The sequence below is a fragment of the Agrobacterium sp. GW821-FHT14E08 genome (genome assembly GCF_058803865.1).
In genome coordinates, this window is record NZ_JBXAPJ010000010.1 from 14,209 (window position 1) to 29,260 (window position 15,052).

The window sequence follows — 15,052 nt, forward strand, 5'->3', positions numbered from 1 at the left end:
CGAAAGTGAACGAAACGGTTTTATTATTCCATTTTTGGCGCGCTTTGGTTTTTTCGTATGCTCGCGGGAACGGTGTGTCACAGGGCAAGGGGATTGGTTCCTTAATGCCAGGGTCGAGTTTTCTCCTGAAACTCAGGCGCTCCCCCGTTCCTCTGCCTGCGGTGTGAAACCAGCCAGCCCAACCTTCGCTGAAAGGCGCCTTGGCGCCACACCGGGCCGGCGACGACAAAAGCACGTAAAATCTTTCTCAGGCATGTTGATATGTTATTACATAACATAGTAAGCCATCATAAGGTTTGCTGGCTGAAGGTGTGGATGTGTTCGGAATGAAACGGAAGAAGGCGGATGCGCTCAAGAGTGATTCGGCCATCACGCAATCCGCAGGAACGGTACCCGTCACCCTGCTCACAGGGTTTCTCGGGGCGGGCAAGACCACGCTTCTGAACGAGCTTCTGAACGAACCGGCCATGCGCGATGCCGCCGTCATCGTCAACGAGTTCGGTTCGGTGCCCATTGATCACGGTCTGGTCCGCACGGGTTCGGAACGATATTTCAGGACCACGACAGGCTGCATCTGCTGCACCGCCACCAGCGATATCCGAACCTCGCTTTACGAGTTGCATCAGGCCTTTCTGGAGGGGGTGACGCCGGAAATATCGCGGGTCGTCATCGAAACCACCGGCCTTGCCGATCCGGCGCCGATCATCAACAGCCTCATTGCCGGCGGCACGCCCGCTATCGGCCTGCGCGACCACGTCGTTGCCCGGCACTTTCATCTCTCTGGCGTCGTCACGGCCTTTGACGTCACTTCGGGCCGGATGATGCTCGACAGTTTCATCGAGGGCTGGAAACAGCTCGCCTTCGCCGACCATATCGTTCTGACAAAAACCGATCTTGCCGATGCGACGGCGATGCAGCGAGAGAGCCTCTCCGATCTCAATCCCGCGGCGCGTTTTCATGATCGCAATGCCGGTGATTTCAATCTGCCGTCGCTTTTTGCGCCAGCGGATTATTCATTGCGCGGCAAGCCGGAGGATGTGCCGGGGTGGCTGGCGGCGGACAGGCTGAGCCTGCATGCCGGCCATGGGCACGATATCAACCGGCACGGCGTCGGGGTTGAAGCGTTCGATCTGACATTCGACGGGGCTTTCGATCCGCAGGCGATCGTCACCTTTCTTGAACTGGTCACCAGCAACGTTCACTCCGGTCTCCTGCGGCTCAAGGGAATTTTTGGCGCGACGGATGATCCTGAGCGCCCGGTGGTCGCGCACGCCGTGCAGCACCGGCTTTATCCCCTGACCCGGCTGGCCGGCTGGCCGGACAGCGATCGCTCAACCCGCATCGTCCTGATCGGCATGGATATGCCGCAGCAGCCTATCCGCGATCTTTTCGATACATTGGCCTCGCAGGCGAGGCGAAAGGTTTCCCGATGACGGCAACAAATCCGCTTTCCCGCAGCGGCTCCGCGATCGTCGCGCAGGCCCGGCTTCTGAAACAATGGACGCGGGAGCTGCTTCACCTCTCGGCGGATGACATCGTTTCCGTCAGCGAGCTTTCCTGTGCGCTGCCGGATTGCCCGCCCAAAGAAACGGTGATCCTTGTTCTGTCCCCATCCGGCGAAAACCGGCAATTGTCTGTTCATAAGGCGCTGCTGGATGTCGCATTTGACGATATTATCCACGCCGTCGCCGCCAAACCGCGCTAAAGCCGGATGCGGCCAGCGCCACCGTGCTTGACGGCAGCCGCCGTCATCCGGCACTTGGGCGGCGATGATAGGATTCGCAGGCGATGAAGGGTAAGGCATGGCCGATCTTGCGGCATATGCGGGTTTGTTTCTGACGGCTTTTGTTGCGGCGACCATCCTGCCCATGCAGTCGGAGGCGGCACTTGCGGGGCTTATTCTCTTGAAAGCCCAGCCCGTCTGGCTGCTGGTTGCGGTGGCCAGCGCCGGTAATGTGGCCGGCTCCTTTGCCAATTGGCTGCTGGGCCGGGGCATCGAGCGCTTTCGGCACAGGCGCTGGTTTCCCGTCGGCGAAGCGGCGCTGCAAAGGGCGCAGAACTGGTACAGGCGTTACGGCAAATGGTCTCTTCTTTTAAGCTGGGCGCCGCTGATCGGCGATCCGCTGACGGTTGCCGCCGGCATCATGAAGGAACCGCTGCCTGTCTTCCTGCTGTTGGTCACCATCGCCAAGGTCGGGCGTTATCTCGTTCTGGCGCTGGTGACGCTGAATTTTCTTTGAGGATTGTCGCTGTGTTGCAGCTATTTCTTCTCCCCGCCGGGGAGAAGATGGCCCGAAGGGTCAGATGAGGGGGCCAGCTCTCCGGATGCCACCGGCCTTGCCCCCTCAACCCGCTGCCGCGACCTTCTCCCCGGCGGGGAGAAGGCGAAAACCGAACCCGCTCGTCCGATAAGCGGCTGTCGTGCAGTGAGGGCCGATCAAGCCGCCTGCCTGTCCCAGCTGGCGAAAGGATCCGGCAGGTGCCGCCATGCATCCGGCGTGAAGGCTTCGGTGTCGATCAGGCAGGCATCGAGCTGGGCGCGGATGCGTGCTTCGCTCATAGGATCGGAACCGATGAAGACGATCTCCTGCCGGCGGTCACCAAAGACCGGGTCGATATAGGGTTTCATCATGTCGAGGAACTGCTTTTCGCGCGGCCATTGTTCCTTCGGTACGGCGGACCACCACAGGCCCATCCTGCCGGTGCGCACCAATGCGCCGGCCTGGCTGATCTCGCCGACATAACGGGGCCGCGTCGCCAGCCAGAAGAAGCCCTTGGCGCGCACCACGCCGGGCCAGGCACGATCGATGAAGCGCTGGAACAGCACGGGGTCGAAGGGTTTTTTGGCGCGATAAACGAAGGAGCGGATGCCATATTCCTCGGTTTCGGGAATGTGATCCTTGAAACCGTGCAATTCCTTGAACCACAAAGGGTGTTCTTCGGCTTTGGCGAAATCGAAACGCCCCGTGCCCAGAACCTCCTTCAGCGCCACCTTGCCGAAATCGGCTTCAATCAGTTTCGCATCCGGGTTCAGCCCGACAATGATCTTGCGGGCGGCGTCTCGCTGTTCCGGTGTGGCGGTGCCGATCTTGTTGAGAACGACGACATCGGCAAATTCGATCTGTTCCACCAGAAGGTCGACAATGGTGCGGTTGTCACCGTCGCCCGCCGTTTCGCCCCGGTCGGCCAGAAAGTCGGAGGAACCGTAGTCGTTGAGAAGGTTGGCGGCATCGACCACCGTCACCATGGTGTCGAGACGCGCAACATCGGAAAGGCTGCGGCCGTTCTCATCGCGGAAATCGAAGGTTGCGGCGACCGGAAGCGGCTCGGCAATGCCGGTGGATTCGATCAGCAGATAATCGAAGCGGCCCTGTTCAGCCAGCGCCCGCACTTCCGTCAGGAGGTCGTCGCGCAGCGTGCAACAGATGCAGCCATTGGTCATTTCCACCAATTGCTCCTCGGTGCGCGAAAGATTGGCGCCGCCATCGCGCACCAGTGCGGCGTCGATATTGATCTCGCTCATGTCATTGACGATCAGTGCGACCCGCAGACCGTCGCGATTGGCGAGAATATGGTTGAGAAGTGTCGTCTTGCCGGCGCCAAGAAAGCCGGAAAGCACGGTGACGGGAAGTTTTTTCGACATGAAGACCTCGTTTGTCAGCGCGGGTTGCGGGGACGTTCAGGCGGCCCCGGCAGGCGGTTTGGGAGCGACTGCGGCATCACCACAGCGTCTCTCTTTTGTAACGTAATAACATTACATAGGCGTCGCGTGTCAACTGGCTGCCGAAAAATTGCGTGTCGGGTGGAGGTGGCTCGGTGCGCCCACCCACCTTTCATAAAGTTAATGTTATTTCATTACGTATTCATTTGACGAATGTAATAACATTACATATCAAGGGCCATCAAATGACATCCTGCCCCGGAGGGATCGATGAGCGATCCGTGCCTTGTTTTCAAAAATCTGACGCTTGGATATGCCGGCCGCGCGGCGGTGCATCATCTGGATGGCGATATCGCCAGGGGATCGCTCACTGCGGTCGTCGGCGCCAATGGTTCTGGAAAATCGACGCTGATGAAGGGCATTGCCGGCATTCTGAAGCCGCTCGGCGGCGAGTGCCGGGTGAGTTCAGGCATTTCCGTCGCTTATCTGCCGCAGCAATCGGAACTCGACCGGTCCTTTCCGGCGCAGGTGCGGGATCTCGTCGCGCTGGGCCTCTGGCCGAAGCGCGGCCTGCTCGGCCGCCACCGTGCCGCGGATCGGGCGGCAATGGGCCATGTGCTGGAAGCGGTGGGGCTTTCCGGTTTTGAAAAACGCAATATCGACTCGCTCTCCGGCGGCCAGATGCAGCGCGCTTTGTTCGCCCGCGCCATGTTGCAGGATGCGCAGCTGATCCTGCTGGATGAACCCTTCAACGCCGTTGATGAGCGCACCGTGTCTGACCTCCTGGTTCTGATCAAGGCGTGGGTCGCGGAGGGGCGGACTGTTCTGGCCGTTCTTCATGACCATCAACTGGTCCGGCAGCATTTCCCCCAGACCCTGTTCCTTGCACGAAAGCTCGTTGGACTTGGTCCAACGGCCGATGTGCTGAAGGCCGACAATATCCGGCAGGCGCGGCATTTCCACGAGGCGTGGGAGGAAAATGCGCCCTGGTGCGAACCGGTCGAGACGCCGGCAGCCAGCGTGCTTCATGCAAGTCCGCAGGTGCCGCCAGCCCGTTCTCACGCCCATTCCCACGCGAATTCGAATAGCCATGGCTGATATCTTCATCGAACCCTTCATCCAATATGCCTTCATGCAGCGGGCGCTGGCGGGAGCCTTGATTCTGGCTATAAGTTGCGGGCCGGTCGGGGTGTTTCTGATGCTGCGCCGCATGAGCCTGACGGGTGACGCCATGGCGCACGCCATCCTGCCGGGGGCGGCCGTCGGCTTTCTGTTCTATGGCCTGGAAATTCTGCCGATGACCATCGGCGGGCTGGTTGTCGGCCTTCTGGTGGCGCTGGGCGCGGGTGCTGTTTCGCGCTTCACCATCCAGAAGGAAGATGCCTCGCTTGCCGCCTTTTATCTGATTTCGCTGGCGCTCGGCGTGCTGCTCGTCTCGTGGCGCGGCTCCAGCGTCGATCTCATGCATGTGCTGTTCGGCACGGTTCTGGCGCTGAACAACGAGGCGCTCGGCCTGATCGGCGGCATCTGCATTGCCACGCTGCTGGTGATGACGGTGTTCTGGCGGGCGCTTTTGGCGGAATGCCTTGATCCCCTGTTCCTGCGTTCGGTCAGCAACTGGGGCAGTCCGGTGCATTTCCTCTTCCTCGCCATCGTCGTGCTCAATCTGGTCGGCGGCTTTCAGGCGCTCGGAACCCTGCTTTCGGTGGGCCTTATGATGCTGCCCGCGGCAGCCAGCCGCTTCTGGTCCAACCGCGTCGCGCCCATGTGCTTCATTTCGATCGGCATCGGCATGGTGTCCTGCTTTGCCGGCCTGCTTCTGTCCTATCACGCGTCGCTGCCGTCCGGCCCGGCGATCATCCTTTCCGCGGGCGTCATTTATGCGCTCTCCATCCTCGTCGGCACGCGCGGCGTGCTCAGCGATCTTCTCGGTTCCGGCCGCCACAGAACGGCCTGAAAACAGCGTCTGAAAAAGGAGAACCATTCATGTTCAAAACCTTCCGTCTGGCCACCTGCGCCAGCCTTCTTTCCCTCTCCCCGGTCCTGATGGCGCAGGCCTCCGCCGCCGAACTCAAGGTCGTGGCCAGCTTCTCGATCATCGCCGATTTCGCGAAGAACGTCGGTGGTGACCGGGTCGAGATCACCACGCTCGTCGGGCCGGATGGCGATGCGCACGTCTATGAGCCGCGCCCGGCCGATGCCGTCGCCGTCAGCAAGGCGGATGTGGTGCTGGTCAACGGTCTGGAATTCGAAGGCTTCCTGAAGCGGCTGATCGACACCAGCGGCACCAAGGCGCCGGTGGTGGAACTGACCAAGGGCGTGGAACCGCTGAAGCTTTCCGACGAGCCGGCCGGTCACGCCCATCCGGAGGCAGAAGAAGAGGAAGCTCACGACCACAAGGCAGAGGAGGTGGGTCACAAGCACGAATCCGCTGAGGCGCATGACCATGAGGGGCACCACCATCATGGCGAGTTCGATCCGCATGCCTGGCAGTCGATCAAGAATGCGGAAATCTACGTGAAGAACATCGCCGGCGCCTTTTGCGAGGTCGACAAGGCGGGTTGCGCCACTTACACCGCCAATTCGGAAGCCTATGTCGCCAAGCTCACTGCTCTGAACGAGAAGGTGAAGACCGAGATTGCCGCCATTCCGCCGGAGAAACGCGTCATCATCACCTCGCATGATGCCTTCGGTTATTTCGAGCATGCCTATGGCCTCGAATTCCTGGCGCCGGAAGGCGTTTCGACGGAATCAGAAGCATCGGCGGCCGATGTCGCCAAGCTGGTCGACCAGATCAAGCACGACAAGGCCTCGGCAATCTTCGTCGAAAACATCACCAACAAGCGGCTGATCGACCAGATCGCCAGTGAAACCGGTCTGAAGGTCGGCGGTACGCTTTATTCCGACGCGCTTTCCACGGCCGATGGCCCGGCCGCGACCTATATCGACATGATCAACCACAATATCGATACGATCAAGGCGGCTGTCCTCAGCCAGTGATTTCCGTTCATTCATAGTGAGTTAGGGGAGGGTGGCTTGCGCTGCCCTCTCTGCTTTTCGTGTTAAAGCACTAGCGCTCCTTTAGCGATTTTCATATCGGTGCTACAAAGCCCCCTCATGTCCGATGCGCTTCACATCTTCACCGACGGTTCCTTCGATGATGCTTCCCGATCCGGAGGATGGGCGTTCGTCGTTCATGATGCTGGCCATCAAATTCATTCCGCCTCGGGCAGGGCGGTCGGATCATCGAACAATATGTTCGAGGTCCTCGCCGTCCTCAACGCACTATCCTGGATCGCCGCCGATGCGCCAACGCGGGCGGTTACGCTCTGGACGGATTCGGTTCATGTCATCGAAGGCTGCCGTCGATATAGGGCGATCTGGCGTAACAACGGCTGGAAGCGGATCACGCCCAACCAGCGCTCCCGCCGAAGACCGATCCCCGACAGGGAAATCTGGCAGCAGCTCGACAGCCTGCTGGAGCGGCATCCCCATGTGGTTGTAGAATGGTGCAAAGGGCATTCCGGCACTGTCGGCAACGAGCATGCCGATGCTTTGGCGCGTGCAGTTTCCTCCGCGACGGTGACTTAGCCGGCGGCCGTCAGTCACCGTGATTCGGCGCATTAATCTCTTCACTTCAGCCATCCCCGGTCTCGACCTTTTTCCGTATCGAGCGGTTGCGCCAGTACTCTTTCGCGACGCCGAACGAATGGTGTGCACGCACGGCCGCTTGCCGGTTGACAATCGCCATCCCGTTTGAAATGGTAAGATGTCAGACCAATTTAGAGGATGCGTCTTGGACAGGTCCAGCCGGGAACTCATGCAGCCGATTCCACCGAGCGACCGCGTGCGCCAGGTCGAGGCCGCGCTTTCCGACTATGTGGAGCGGGCAGGGCTGAAGGCGGGAGACCGGCTGCCGGCGGAGCGGGAACTGATGGCGGCGCTGGGCGTCGGTCGCTCCACCATCCGTGAAGTCATTCGCAAGTTTCAGGCGCTCGGCGTTATCGACAGCCGCAAGGGCAGCGGCAATTATCTGCTGAAGCCGATTTCTGCCGCCACCGTGCATATGCCGATTTCCATCGATGCCGAAAGCCTGCGTGATGCGCTGCTGATGACGCTGGAAGTACGGCGCGGCATCGAGGTGGAAGCCTCCATGGCAGCCGCGCGACGCCGCACGCCAGAGGATATCGCCATCATGGAAGCGCGGCTCGATGAGATGGAGCGGGTGCATCTGGCCGAAGGCACCTCCGGTAAAGCCGACCTTGCCTTCCACCTTTCGATCTATGACGCCACCCATAATACGCTGTTCAAGCAGCTTCTGGAGCAGATGCGCGAAGGTTTCGAACGTTTCTGGTCGAAACCCTTCGACCGCCCGGATTTCGCCGGCCGCTCCTTCCCCTTTCACCGTACGCTGTTCAACGCCATCGCCGCCGGCGATGCGGCCGGTGCGCGTGAAGAAACACTGAAAATCCTCGCCGTCGTCGAGGAGGATATCAAGGACATGTCGAAATGAACCATGGCAACGATCTCTTCGATCCCGCCTCATTTATCGTTGCGCATGACGAGGCCCACGCCTTCGAAGCCGTGGTGCCGCCCATCGTGCAGACCTCGCTTTTCACCTTTTCCAGCTATGACGAAATGGTTTCCACCTATCGCGGCGAAAAGGTGCGGCCGGTCTATACGCGCGGGCTGAACCCCACCGTGCGGCTGTTTGAAGAGATGCTGGCGAAGCTGGAAGGTGCCGAAGATGCGCTCGGTTTTGCAAGCGGCATGTCGGCCATTTCCTCCACCGTGCTGTCTTTCGTGTCGCCGGGCGACCGGATCGTCGCCGTGCGCCATGTCTATCCCGATGCATTCCGCCTGTTCGGCACTTTCATGCAGCGCATGAATATCGAGGTGACCTATGTCGACGGCCGCGATGAGGCGGCGGTTGAAAAGGCGATGCCGGGTGCAAAGCTGTTTTACATGGAAAGCCCGACGAGCTGGGTGATGGAAGCACACGATGTCGGCGCGCTGGCCGCCATCGCCAAGCGGCATGGCGCGGTCACCGTCATCGACAATTCCTGGGCAAGCCCGGTCTTCCAGCAGCCGATCTCGCTCGGCGTCGACCTCGTCGTGCATTCGGCCTCGAAATATCTGGGCGGCCATAGCGATGTGGTCTCCGGCGTGGTGGCCGGTTCGAAGGCGATGATCGACCGCATCCGGGCGGAAACCTATCCCTATCTCGGCGGCAAGATGTCGCCTTTCGATGCCTGGCTGCTCATTCGCGGGCTTCGCACCCTGCCGTTGCGCATGAAGGCGCATCAGGCCTCGGCGCTTGAGATCGCAACCCGCCTGCAGGCGCTGGATGTGGTGGAGAAGGTCTGCCATCCGGGACTGGCGAACCGCCTGCCGCCCGGCCTTAACGGCACGTCGGGCCTGTTTTCCTTCATCTTCAAGGAAGGGGTGGATGTGCGTGCTTTTGCCGACCGCCTCAAGCTTTTCAAACTGGGTGTTTCCTGGGGCGGGCATGAAAGCCTCATCGTCCCGGGCGAAGTGGTGCTCGAACAGAAGGCGCAGCCGAACTCCGCCCATACCTTCGGCATCAGCGCACGTTCGGTGCGCCTGCATGTCGGGCTGGAGGGTACGGAAGCGCTCTGGAACGATCTCGAACCCGCGATCAAGGCGGCCACCGCCGCCTGACGCATTTTTAAACTGACCACAAAAAAGGGGAGAACGACATGAAAAAACTGGTAACGGCAGCAATCTTCACCGCCCTGATGACCGGAACGGCGCTGGCGGACACGACCTTGAAGCTGGTGGAAGTCATCACCAGCCCGGAACGCACCGAAACGCTGAAGGGCATCGTTTCGAAATTCGAGGCCGCCAATCCCGGCACCAAGGTGGAAATCATCTCCCTGCCGTGGAGCGAAGCCTTCCAGAAATTCGCCACAATGGTCTCGGCCGGCGATATTCCTGACGTGATGGAAATGCCCGACACATGGCTGTCGCTTTATGCCAATAACGGTATGCTCGAGAGCCTTGAGCCCTATCTTGCCAAATGGGAGCACACCGCGGGCCTGAGCGAGCGCACGCTGGAACTCGGCCGCGATGTCAAGGACACGGCCTATATGCTGCCCTATGGTTTTTACCTGCGCGCCATGTTCTACAACAAGAAGCTGCTGGCCGAAGCCGGCGTGAAGGAGCCGCCGAAGACCCTCGAGGAATTTGCCGATGCTTCCAAGAAGGTCGCAGCCCTTCCCGGCAAATCTGGCTACTGCCTGCGCGGCGGCCCGGGCGGCCTCAACGGCTGGGTCATGTTCGGCGCCTCCATGGCCGGCTCGAACGAGTTCTTCACCAAGGACGGCACCTCCACCTTCGACAGCCCCGGCTGGGTGAAGGGCCTGACCTATGTGATCGATCTCTACAAGAACGGTTATGCGCCGAAGGACAGCGTCAACTGGGGCTTCAACGAGATCGTTGCCGGCTTTTATTCCGGCACCTGCGCCTTCCTCGATCAGGACCCGGATGCGCTGATCGCCATTGCCCAGCGCATGAAGCCGGAAGATTTCGGCGTCATGACCATGCCCAAGGGCCCCGACGGCAAGACCTTCCCGACGATTGGTTTCGCCGGCTGGTCGATGATGTCGAAATCCGAAAACAAGGACCTTTCCTGGAAGCTGATCGAGACGCTTGAAGGGCCGGAAGGCAATATCGAGTGGAACAAGAAGACCGGTGCTCTGCCGGTGCACAAGTCGGCGGAGAAGGACCCCTTCTATGCCAGCGAGCAGTTCAAGGGCTGGTTCGACGAACTGGCCGACAAGAACGCCGTGCCGACGACGATGCCGACCTATCTTGAGGAATTCGCCTTCTTCAAGGATTCGCTTGTGATCAAGACATCGCAGGAAGCGCTGCTCGGCGACATCACGCCGGAAGACCTTGCCAAGCAATGGGCTGATTACATGACCAAGGCGCAGCAGAAGTTCTTGGCGTCCAAGTAACGACATTGACCAGCCGTGCGGGCGCAAATGCCCGTGCGGCGGTCTTGCCGGCCTTCGCTGCGACAGGCCTTTTCCTCGCAATTTTTCGGATCGGTAAGCCGAGAGGCTGGAAAACCCGTCCGTTCCGTCGTCCGATCAGGGAGCGATACAATGTCCTATGCCCATGGCGCCGGGCCGGTGGCTGCGCGCAAACCGGCCGGCAAGCCTGCGATGCGGCGGTTTGCCGATTGGGCCGAACCCTGGCTCTACAGCGCGCCGGTGCTGGTGCTCATCGTCGCCGTCATGCTGGTGCCGCTGGTGCTCGGCCTCTCCTATGCCTTTCGCGATGTGCAGCTGCTCAATCCGTTTTCCGGCGGTTTTGTTGGCCTCAAACATCTGGAGGCGCTGTCGCAGGATGCGGCCTTTTACCGGGCGCTGAAAAACACGCTGTGGTGGACCGGCGCTTCGGTTTTCCTGCAATTCTTCTTCGGCCTCATTCTGGCGCTGCTGCTCGATAAACCCTTTGCGGGCAGGGGGCTGGCGCAGGCTTTGGTCTTCCTGCCATGGGCCGTGCCGACCTTCCTTGCCGGTCTCAACTGGGCATGGCTGTTCAACCCGGTCATCGGGCCGCTGCCGCACTGGATGGTCTCGCTCGGGCTGTTATCCGCGCCCAACAATATCCTCGCCGATCCGCAGCTTGCCATGTGGGGGCCGATCATCGCCAATGTCTGGTGGGGCATTCCCTTCTTCGCCATCACTTTGCTTGCCGCACTTCAGGCCATCCCGCGCGATCTTTACGAGGCGGCGGAAATTGACGGGGCGAACCCGCTGCAGCGTTTCACCTCCATCACCCTGCCGTTTCTGGCGCCCACCATCGCCATTACCATTCTGCTGCGCACCGTCTGGATCGCCAATTTCGCCGATCTCATCATCGTCATGACCAATGGCGGACCGGCCGACCGCACGCAGATCGTCGCCAGCTACATCTTCACCCAGGCCTTCCGGCGTCTGGATTTCGGTTATGCCTCGGCCATTGCGCTGGTGCTTCTGGTACTGTTGCTCGCCTATTCCATGCTGATCGTGCTGCTGCGCCAGCGCCTGATCGAGAAGGACTGACCGATGACATCAAGGATATTTCTCACCCTTGCCCATCGTCTGGCGATCCTTGCCTATATCGCCTTTGCACTGTTCCCACTGTTCTGGCTGCTCAAGGTGTCCGTCACGCCGAATGATCTGCTCTATAGCGAAGGTGTGAGGATGTGGCCATCGCGGGCGACATGGGATCATTATCGTTTCGTCATTGAAAACAGTGCCTTCCCGACGTTTTTTAAGAACAGCGTCATCGTCGCGGGCTCCACGGCAATTGCCGTAACGATACTTTCTTCGCTGTCGGGTTACGCGCTGTCCCGCTTCCGTTTCAAGGGCAAATACTGGATCGTCGCCCTGATGCTGATCACCCAGATGTTTCCGCTGGTCATGCTGGTCGCGCCGATCTTCAAGATGCTGTCGCCGCTCGGGCTTACCAACAGCCTGACGGGCCTCGTCATCGTCTATACCGCCTTCAACGTGCCCTTCGCCACCTTCCTGATGCAGTCGTTCTTCGATGGCATTCCGAAGGATCTGGAAGAAGCGGCGATGATCGATGGGGCGAGCCGGCTTACGGCGTTCCGCCAGATTATTCTGCCGCTGACGCTGCCGGGCATTGCCGCGACGCTCGGTTTCGTCTTCACCGCCGCGTGGAGCGAGCTTCTGTTTGCGCTGATGCTGATTTCCGGCAACCAGAGCGCCACTTTCCCGGTTGGTCTTCTGACCTTCGTTTCGAAATTCTCCGTCGATTTCGGACAGATGATGGCGGCGGGCGTTCTGGCGCTCATTCCGGCCTGCCTCTTCTTCCTGCTCATTCAACGTTATCTCGTGCAGGGCCTGACGGCCGGCGCGGTGAAAGGATAATCCCATGGCTTCCATCGAGCTGAAGAATGTCGGCAAGACCTATGGCGACCTCGCCGTGCTGCATGGCGTTGATCTTGATATCAGGGATGGCGAGTTCATCGTCCTCGTCGGCCCATCCGGCTGCGGAAAATCGACGCTGCTGCGCATGATCGCAGGTCTTGAAGAGATAACATCCGGCGACCTGTCCATCGATGGCGAACGCGTCAATGATCGCCGGCCGAAGGATCGCGATATCGCCATGGTGTTCCAGTCCTATGCGCTCTATCCGCATATGAGCGTCGCCGACAATATGAGCTATAGCCTGCGCCTGCGCCGCAGCCCGAAAGAAACCATCGCTGCGGCGGTGGCCGGTGCTTCCGCGAAACTCGGCCTCGATCCCTATCTCGCCCGCCGCCCGAAGGCGCTCTCCGGTGGCCAGCGCCAGCGCGTCGCCATGGGCCGCGCCATCGTGCGCCAGCCAAAGGCCTTCCTGTTCGACGAGCCGCTGTCCAACCTCGATGCCCGTCTGCGCGAGCAGATGCGGGCCGAGATCAAACGCATGCATGCGGATCTTGGCGCAACCTCGGTCTACGTCACCCATGACCAGATCGAGGCGATGACGCTTGCCTCACGCATCGTCGCCATGAATGCCGGCCATGTGCAGCAGATCGGCGCGCCGCTCGATCTTTACGATCGCCCCGCCAATCTTTTCGTCGCCGGTTTCATCGGTTCGCCCGGCATGAATTTCCTCGAAGGACGGCTCGTGCAGGAGAATGGTGGCAGTTTCGTCCTGCTAGGTGACGGCACGCGCCTTGCACTTGGCCGGGAAGTGGATCTCGCCGATGGCGAGCCGGTCACGCTCGGGATCCGCCCGGAACATGTGACCGTAGCGCCGGCTGAATGCGGTGTGGAAGCGACAGTCGATCTGGTCGAGCCGACCGGCCTCGGCGTTATCCTGCACCTCACCGTGCATGGATTGCCCTTCAAGCTGTTTTCATCAGACCGGGCATTGTTGCAACCGGGTAAATCCCTGCGGGTCGGTTTCCCGCAGGAAAGGCTGCATGTCTTCGACAGGAATGGCGTCAGGATCGGCGAGGCGTGAGGTTTGGCATAGTACTCGGCAGGAAGATTTCCTGTGCGGTTGCACACCTACCTCCGTCATTCCGGCCTTGAGCCGGAGCGACGGAAAGCTGGAAACGTTGAGAACCTCCGCAAACGCGCCAACCGTGGCATCAGATTGCCCTTCGGTCGTCTATTGTGGAGGCTCCGGCTGGATGTGAGCTTTCACAGGATTTTTCGTTCACGCGGACCCGCAGGCGCGTGGGGCTTACCCCCCTCTACCCTGCCGGGCATCTCCCCCTCAAGGGGGGAGATCGGCAAGAGGCTCTTTCATCGCTTCATTCGCAAGCTTCCTGATGTGCGAGACTTTGCCGCGGATCGATCTCCCCCCTTGAGGGGGAGATGCCCGGCAGGGCAGAGGGGGTAAGCTCCACGCGTCCTCGGGTCCGCTGTGAATGAAAAACCTTGTGAAAGCCGACACCTAGATCGCTACACCCTTTTCATCGAACCTGTGGATCTTTGTCTCGTCGGGGGTGATGAAGACGGTATCGCCATGCCTGCATTCGAACTCGCCATCGGTTCTGGCGGTGATCGGCCCGATGCCATCGACATCGAGATGCAGGAAGGTATCCGATCCGAGATGTTCGGCGACGGTGACCTTGCCCTGCCAGAGCCCACTTTCCTTCGACAGCAGCAGATGCTCGGGCCGTACACCGGCGGTCGCGGCGCCCTTTTGGCGGGCGTAATCGCCGGTCACCAGGTTCATGCGCGGCGAGCCGATGAAGCCGGCGACGAAGAGGTTGGCGGGGGAGCGATAGAGCTCCATCGGTGAGCCGACCTGCTCGATATTGCCGCGGTTGAGCACCACGATCTTGTCGGCCATGGTCATGGCTTCCACCTGGTCGTGGGTGACGTAGATCATCGTTGTCTTCAGCGTGTTGTGCAGCTCGGAGATTTCCAGCCGCATGGTGCCGCGCAGCGCCGCATCGAGGTTGGAAAGCGGTTCGTCGAACAGGAAGGCTTTCGGTTCGCGCACGATGGCGCGGCCGATGGCGACACGCTGGCGCTGGCCGCCCGACAGCTGCGAGGGCCGGCGTTCGAGATAATCGGTAAGGTTCAGCACCCGGGCGGCATCCTCGACCTTTTTGTCGATCACCGCCCTGTCGAGCTTGGCCATCTTCAGCGGGAAGGCGATGTTGTTCCTGACACTCATATGCGGATAAAGCGCATAGGACTGGAACACCATGGCAAGGCCGCGCTCGGCCGGCGCCTTTTCGGTGACATCCTTACCGTCGATGGCGATCTTGCCGCCGGAGACGTCCTCCAGCCCGGCGATCAGCCGCAAAAGCGTGGACTTGCCGCAGCCGGACGGGCCGACGAAGACGACGAACTCGCCGTCGTTGATATCGAGATCGATCGACGGGATGACTTTCGCCTCACCGAA

15 protein-coding genes are annotated in these 15,052 nt (G+C 60.5%); 13 read left to right on the forward strand and 2 right to left on the reverse strand.

Annotated elements, in window-relative coordinates; genetic code table 11:
- Nucleotides 1-326 precede the first annotated feature (326 nt).
- The 3 genes from AC1ROR_RS23490 to AC1ROR_RS23500 all read left to right on the forward strand — a co-directional run bounded on the left by AC1ROR_RS23490 (nt 327) and on the right by AC1ROR_RS23500 (nt 2,240).
- The gene (locus tag AC1ROR_RS23490) at nt 327-1,433 is read left to right on the forward strand and encodes a CobW family GTP-binding protein (protein ID WP_498590914.1); all 1,107 of its coding nucleotides are present in this window, start codon (nt 327-329) and stop codon (nt 1,431-1,433) included.
- Nucleotides 1,430-1,705: a hypothetical protein gene (locus AC1ROR_RS23495; RefSeq protein WP_142170385.1), complete on the forward strand. Its 276-nt coding sequence runs from the start codon at nt 1,430-1,432 to the stop codon at nt 1,703-1,705. The genes AC1ROR_RS23490 and AC1ROR_RS23495 overlap by 4 nt, the downstream gene beginning before the upstream one ends.
- A 97-nt stretch (nt 1,706-1,802) precedes the next feature.
- On the forward strand, nt 1,803-2,240 hold the full coding sequence (locus AC1ROR_RS23500) for a YqaA family protein (RefSeq protein ID WP_142170383.1): 438 nt from the start codon (nt 1,803-1,805) through the stop codon (nt 2,238-2,240).
- A 197-nt stretch (nt 2,241-2,437) separates the two neighbouring features.
- Here AC1ROR_RS23500 and zigA read toward each other — a convergent pair whose 3' ends face one another.
- Nucleotides 2,438-3,643 (reverse strand): zinc metallochaperone GTPase ZigA, encoded by a 1,206-nt coding sequence (gene zigA / locus AC1ROR_RS23505; RefSeq protein WP_498590915.1) that lies wholly within the window; start codon nt 3,641-3,643, stop codon nt 2,438-2,440.
- Between the two features lie 288 nt (nt 3,644-3,931).
- Here zigA and aztA point away from each other — a divergent pair, with 288 nt between their 5' ends.
- From aztA to AC1ROR_RS23555, 10 genes are all read left to right on the forward strand, one after another.
- Nucleotides 3,932-4,759: a zinc ABC transporter ATP-binding protein AztA gene (gene aztA, locus AC1ROR_RS23510; RefSeq protein WP_498590916.1), complete on the forward strand. Its 828-nt coding sequence runs from the start codon at nt 3,932-3,934 to the stop codon at nt 4,757-4,759.
- Nucleotides 4,752-5,618, forward strand: coding sequence for a zinc ABC transporter permease AztB (aztB, locus tag AC1ROR_RS23515; RefSeq protein ID WP_080837082.1), 867 nt, complete (start codon nt 4,752-4,754; stop codon nt 5,616-5,618). The genes aztA and aztB overlap by 8 nt, the downstream gene beginning before the upstream one ends.
- Nucleotides 5,619-5,647: 29 nt before the next feature.
- A complete protein-coding gene (aztC, locus tag AC1ROR_RS23520) occupies nt 5,648-6,661 on the forward strand; it encodes a zinc ABC transporter substrate-binding protein AztC (protein WP_080837080.1) in 1,014 nt (337 codons plus the stop codon).
- Between the two features lie 117 nt (nt 6,662-6,778).
- Nucleotides 6,779-7,252, forward strand: coding sequence for a ribonuclease H family protein (locus AC1ROR_RS23525; RefSeq protein ID WP_080837078.1), 474 nt, complete (start codon nt 6,779-6,781; stop codon nt 7,250-7,252).
- Nucleotides 7,253-7,481: 229 nt separating this feature from the next.
- On the forward strand, nt 7,482-8,174 hold the full coding sequence (locus AC1ROR_RS23530) for a FadR/GntR family transcriptional regulator (RefSeq protein ID WP_162936134.1): 693 nt from the start codon (nt 7,482-7,484) through the stop codon (nt 8,172-8,174).
- Nucleotides 8,171-9,343, forward strand: coding sequence for a PLP-dependent transferase (locus tag AC1ROR_RS23535; RefSeq protein ID WP_498590917.1), 1,173 nt, complete (start codon nt 8,171-8,173; stop codon nt 9,341-9,343). The genes AC1ROR_RS23530 and AC1ROR_RS23535 overlap by 4 nt, the downstream gene beginning before the upstream one ends.
- Nucleotides 9,344-9,381: 38 nt before the next feature.
- On the forward strand, nt 9,382-10,641 hold the full coding sequence (locus tag AC1ROR_RS23540) for an ABC transporter substrate-binding protein (RefSeq protein WP_498590918.1): 1,260 nt from the start codon (nt 9,382-9,384) through the stop codon (nt 10,639-10,641).
- A gap of 150 nt (nt 10,642-10,791) precedes the next feature.
- Nucleotides 10,792-11,736 (forward strand): carbohydrate ABC transporter permease, encoded by a 945-nt coding sequence (locus AC1ROR_RS23545; RefSeq protein ID WP_003525091.1) that lies wholly within the window; start codon nt 10,792-10,794, stop codon nt 11,734-11,736.
- A 3-nt stretch (nt 11,737-11,739) separates the two neighbouring features.
- The gene (locus AC1ROR_RS23550) at nt 11,740-12,570 is read left to right on the forward strand and encodes a carbohydrate ABC transporter permease (protein ID WP_498590919.1); all 831 of its coding nucleotides are present in this window, start codon (nt 11,740-11,742) and stop codon (nt 12,568-12,570) included.
- 4 nt (nt 12,571-12,574) lie between these two features.
- The gene (locus AC1ROR_RS23555) at nt 12,575-13,651 is read left to right on the forward strand and encodes an ABC transporter ATP-binding protein (RefSeq protein ID WP_498590920.1); all 1,077 of its coding nucleotides are present in this window, start codon (nt 12,575-12,577) and stop codon (nt 13,649-13,651) included.
- A 438-nt stretch (nt 13,652-14,089) separates the two neighbouring features.
- Here AC1ROR_RS23555 and AC1ROR_RS23560 read toward each other — a convergent pair.
- Nucleotides 14,090-15,052 (reverse strand): ABC transporter ATP-binding protein (locus AC1ROR_RS23560; RefSeq protein WP_498590921.1); only part of this gene is annotated, 963 nt, incomplete at its 5' end.

Coding starts and splice junctions, on each gene's coding strand:
- AC1ROR_RS23490 (WP_498590914.1), top strand. CDS start 327: ATGAAACGGAAGAAGGCGGATGCGCTCAAGAGTGATTCGGCCATCACG.
- AC1ROR_RS23495 (WP_142170385.1), top strand. CDS start 1,430: ATGACGGCAACAAATCCGCTTTCCCGCAGCGGCTCCGCGATCGTCGCG.
- AC1ROR_RS23500 (WP_142170383.1), top strand. CDS start 1,803: ATGGCCGATCTTGCGGCATATGCGGGTTTGTTTCTGACGGCTTTTGTT.
- zigA (WP_498590915.1), bottom strand. CDS start 3,643: ATGTCGAAAAAACTTCCCGTCACCGTGCTTTCCGGCTTTCTTGGCGCC.
- aztA (WP_498590916.1), top strand. CDS start 3,932: ATGAGCGATCCGTGCCTTGTTTTCAAAAATCTGACGCTTGGATATGCC.
- aztB (WP_080837082.1), top strand. CDS start 4,752: ATGGCTGATATCTTCATCGAACCCTTCATCCAATATGCCTTCATGCAG.
- aztC (WP_080837080.1), top strand. CDS start 5,648: ATGTTCAAAACCTTCCGTCTGGCCACCTGCGCCAGCCTTCTTTCCCTC.
- AC1ROR_RS23525 (WP_080837078.1), top strand. CDS start 6,779: ATGTCCGATGCGCTTCACATCTTCACCGACGGTTCCTTCGATGATGCT.
- AC1ROR_RS23530 (WP_162936134.1), top strand. CDS start 7,482: ATGCAGCCGATTCCACCGAGCGACCGCGTGCGCCAGGTCGAGGCCGCG.
- AC1ROR_RS23535 (WP_498590917.1), top strand. CDS start 8,171: ATGAACCATGGCAACGATCTCTTCGATCCCGCCTCATTTATCGTTGCG.
- AC1ROR_RS23540 (WP_498590918.1), top strand. CDS start 9,382: ATGAAAAAACTGGTAACGGCAGCAATCTTCACCGCCCTGATGACCGGA.
- AC1ROR_RS23545 (WP_003525091.1), top strand. CDS start 10,792: ATGTCCTATGCCCATGGCGCCGGGCCGGTGGCTGCGCGCAAACCGGCC.
- AC1ROR_RS23550 (WP_498590919.1), top strand. CDS start 11,740: ATGACATCAAGGATATTTCTCACCCTTGCCCATCGTCTGGCGATCCTT.
- AC1ROR_RS23555 (WP_498590920.1), top strand. CDS start 12,575: ATGGCTTCCATCGAGCTGAAGAATGTCGGCAAGACCTATGGCGACCTC.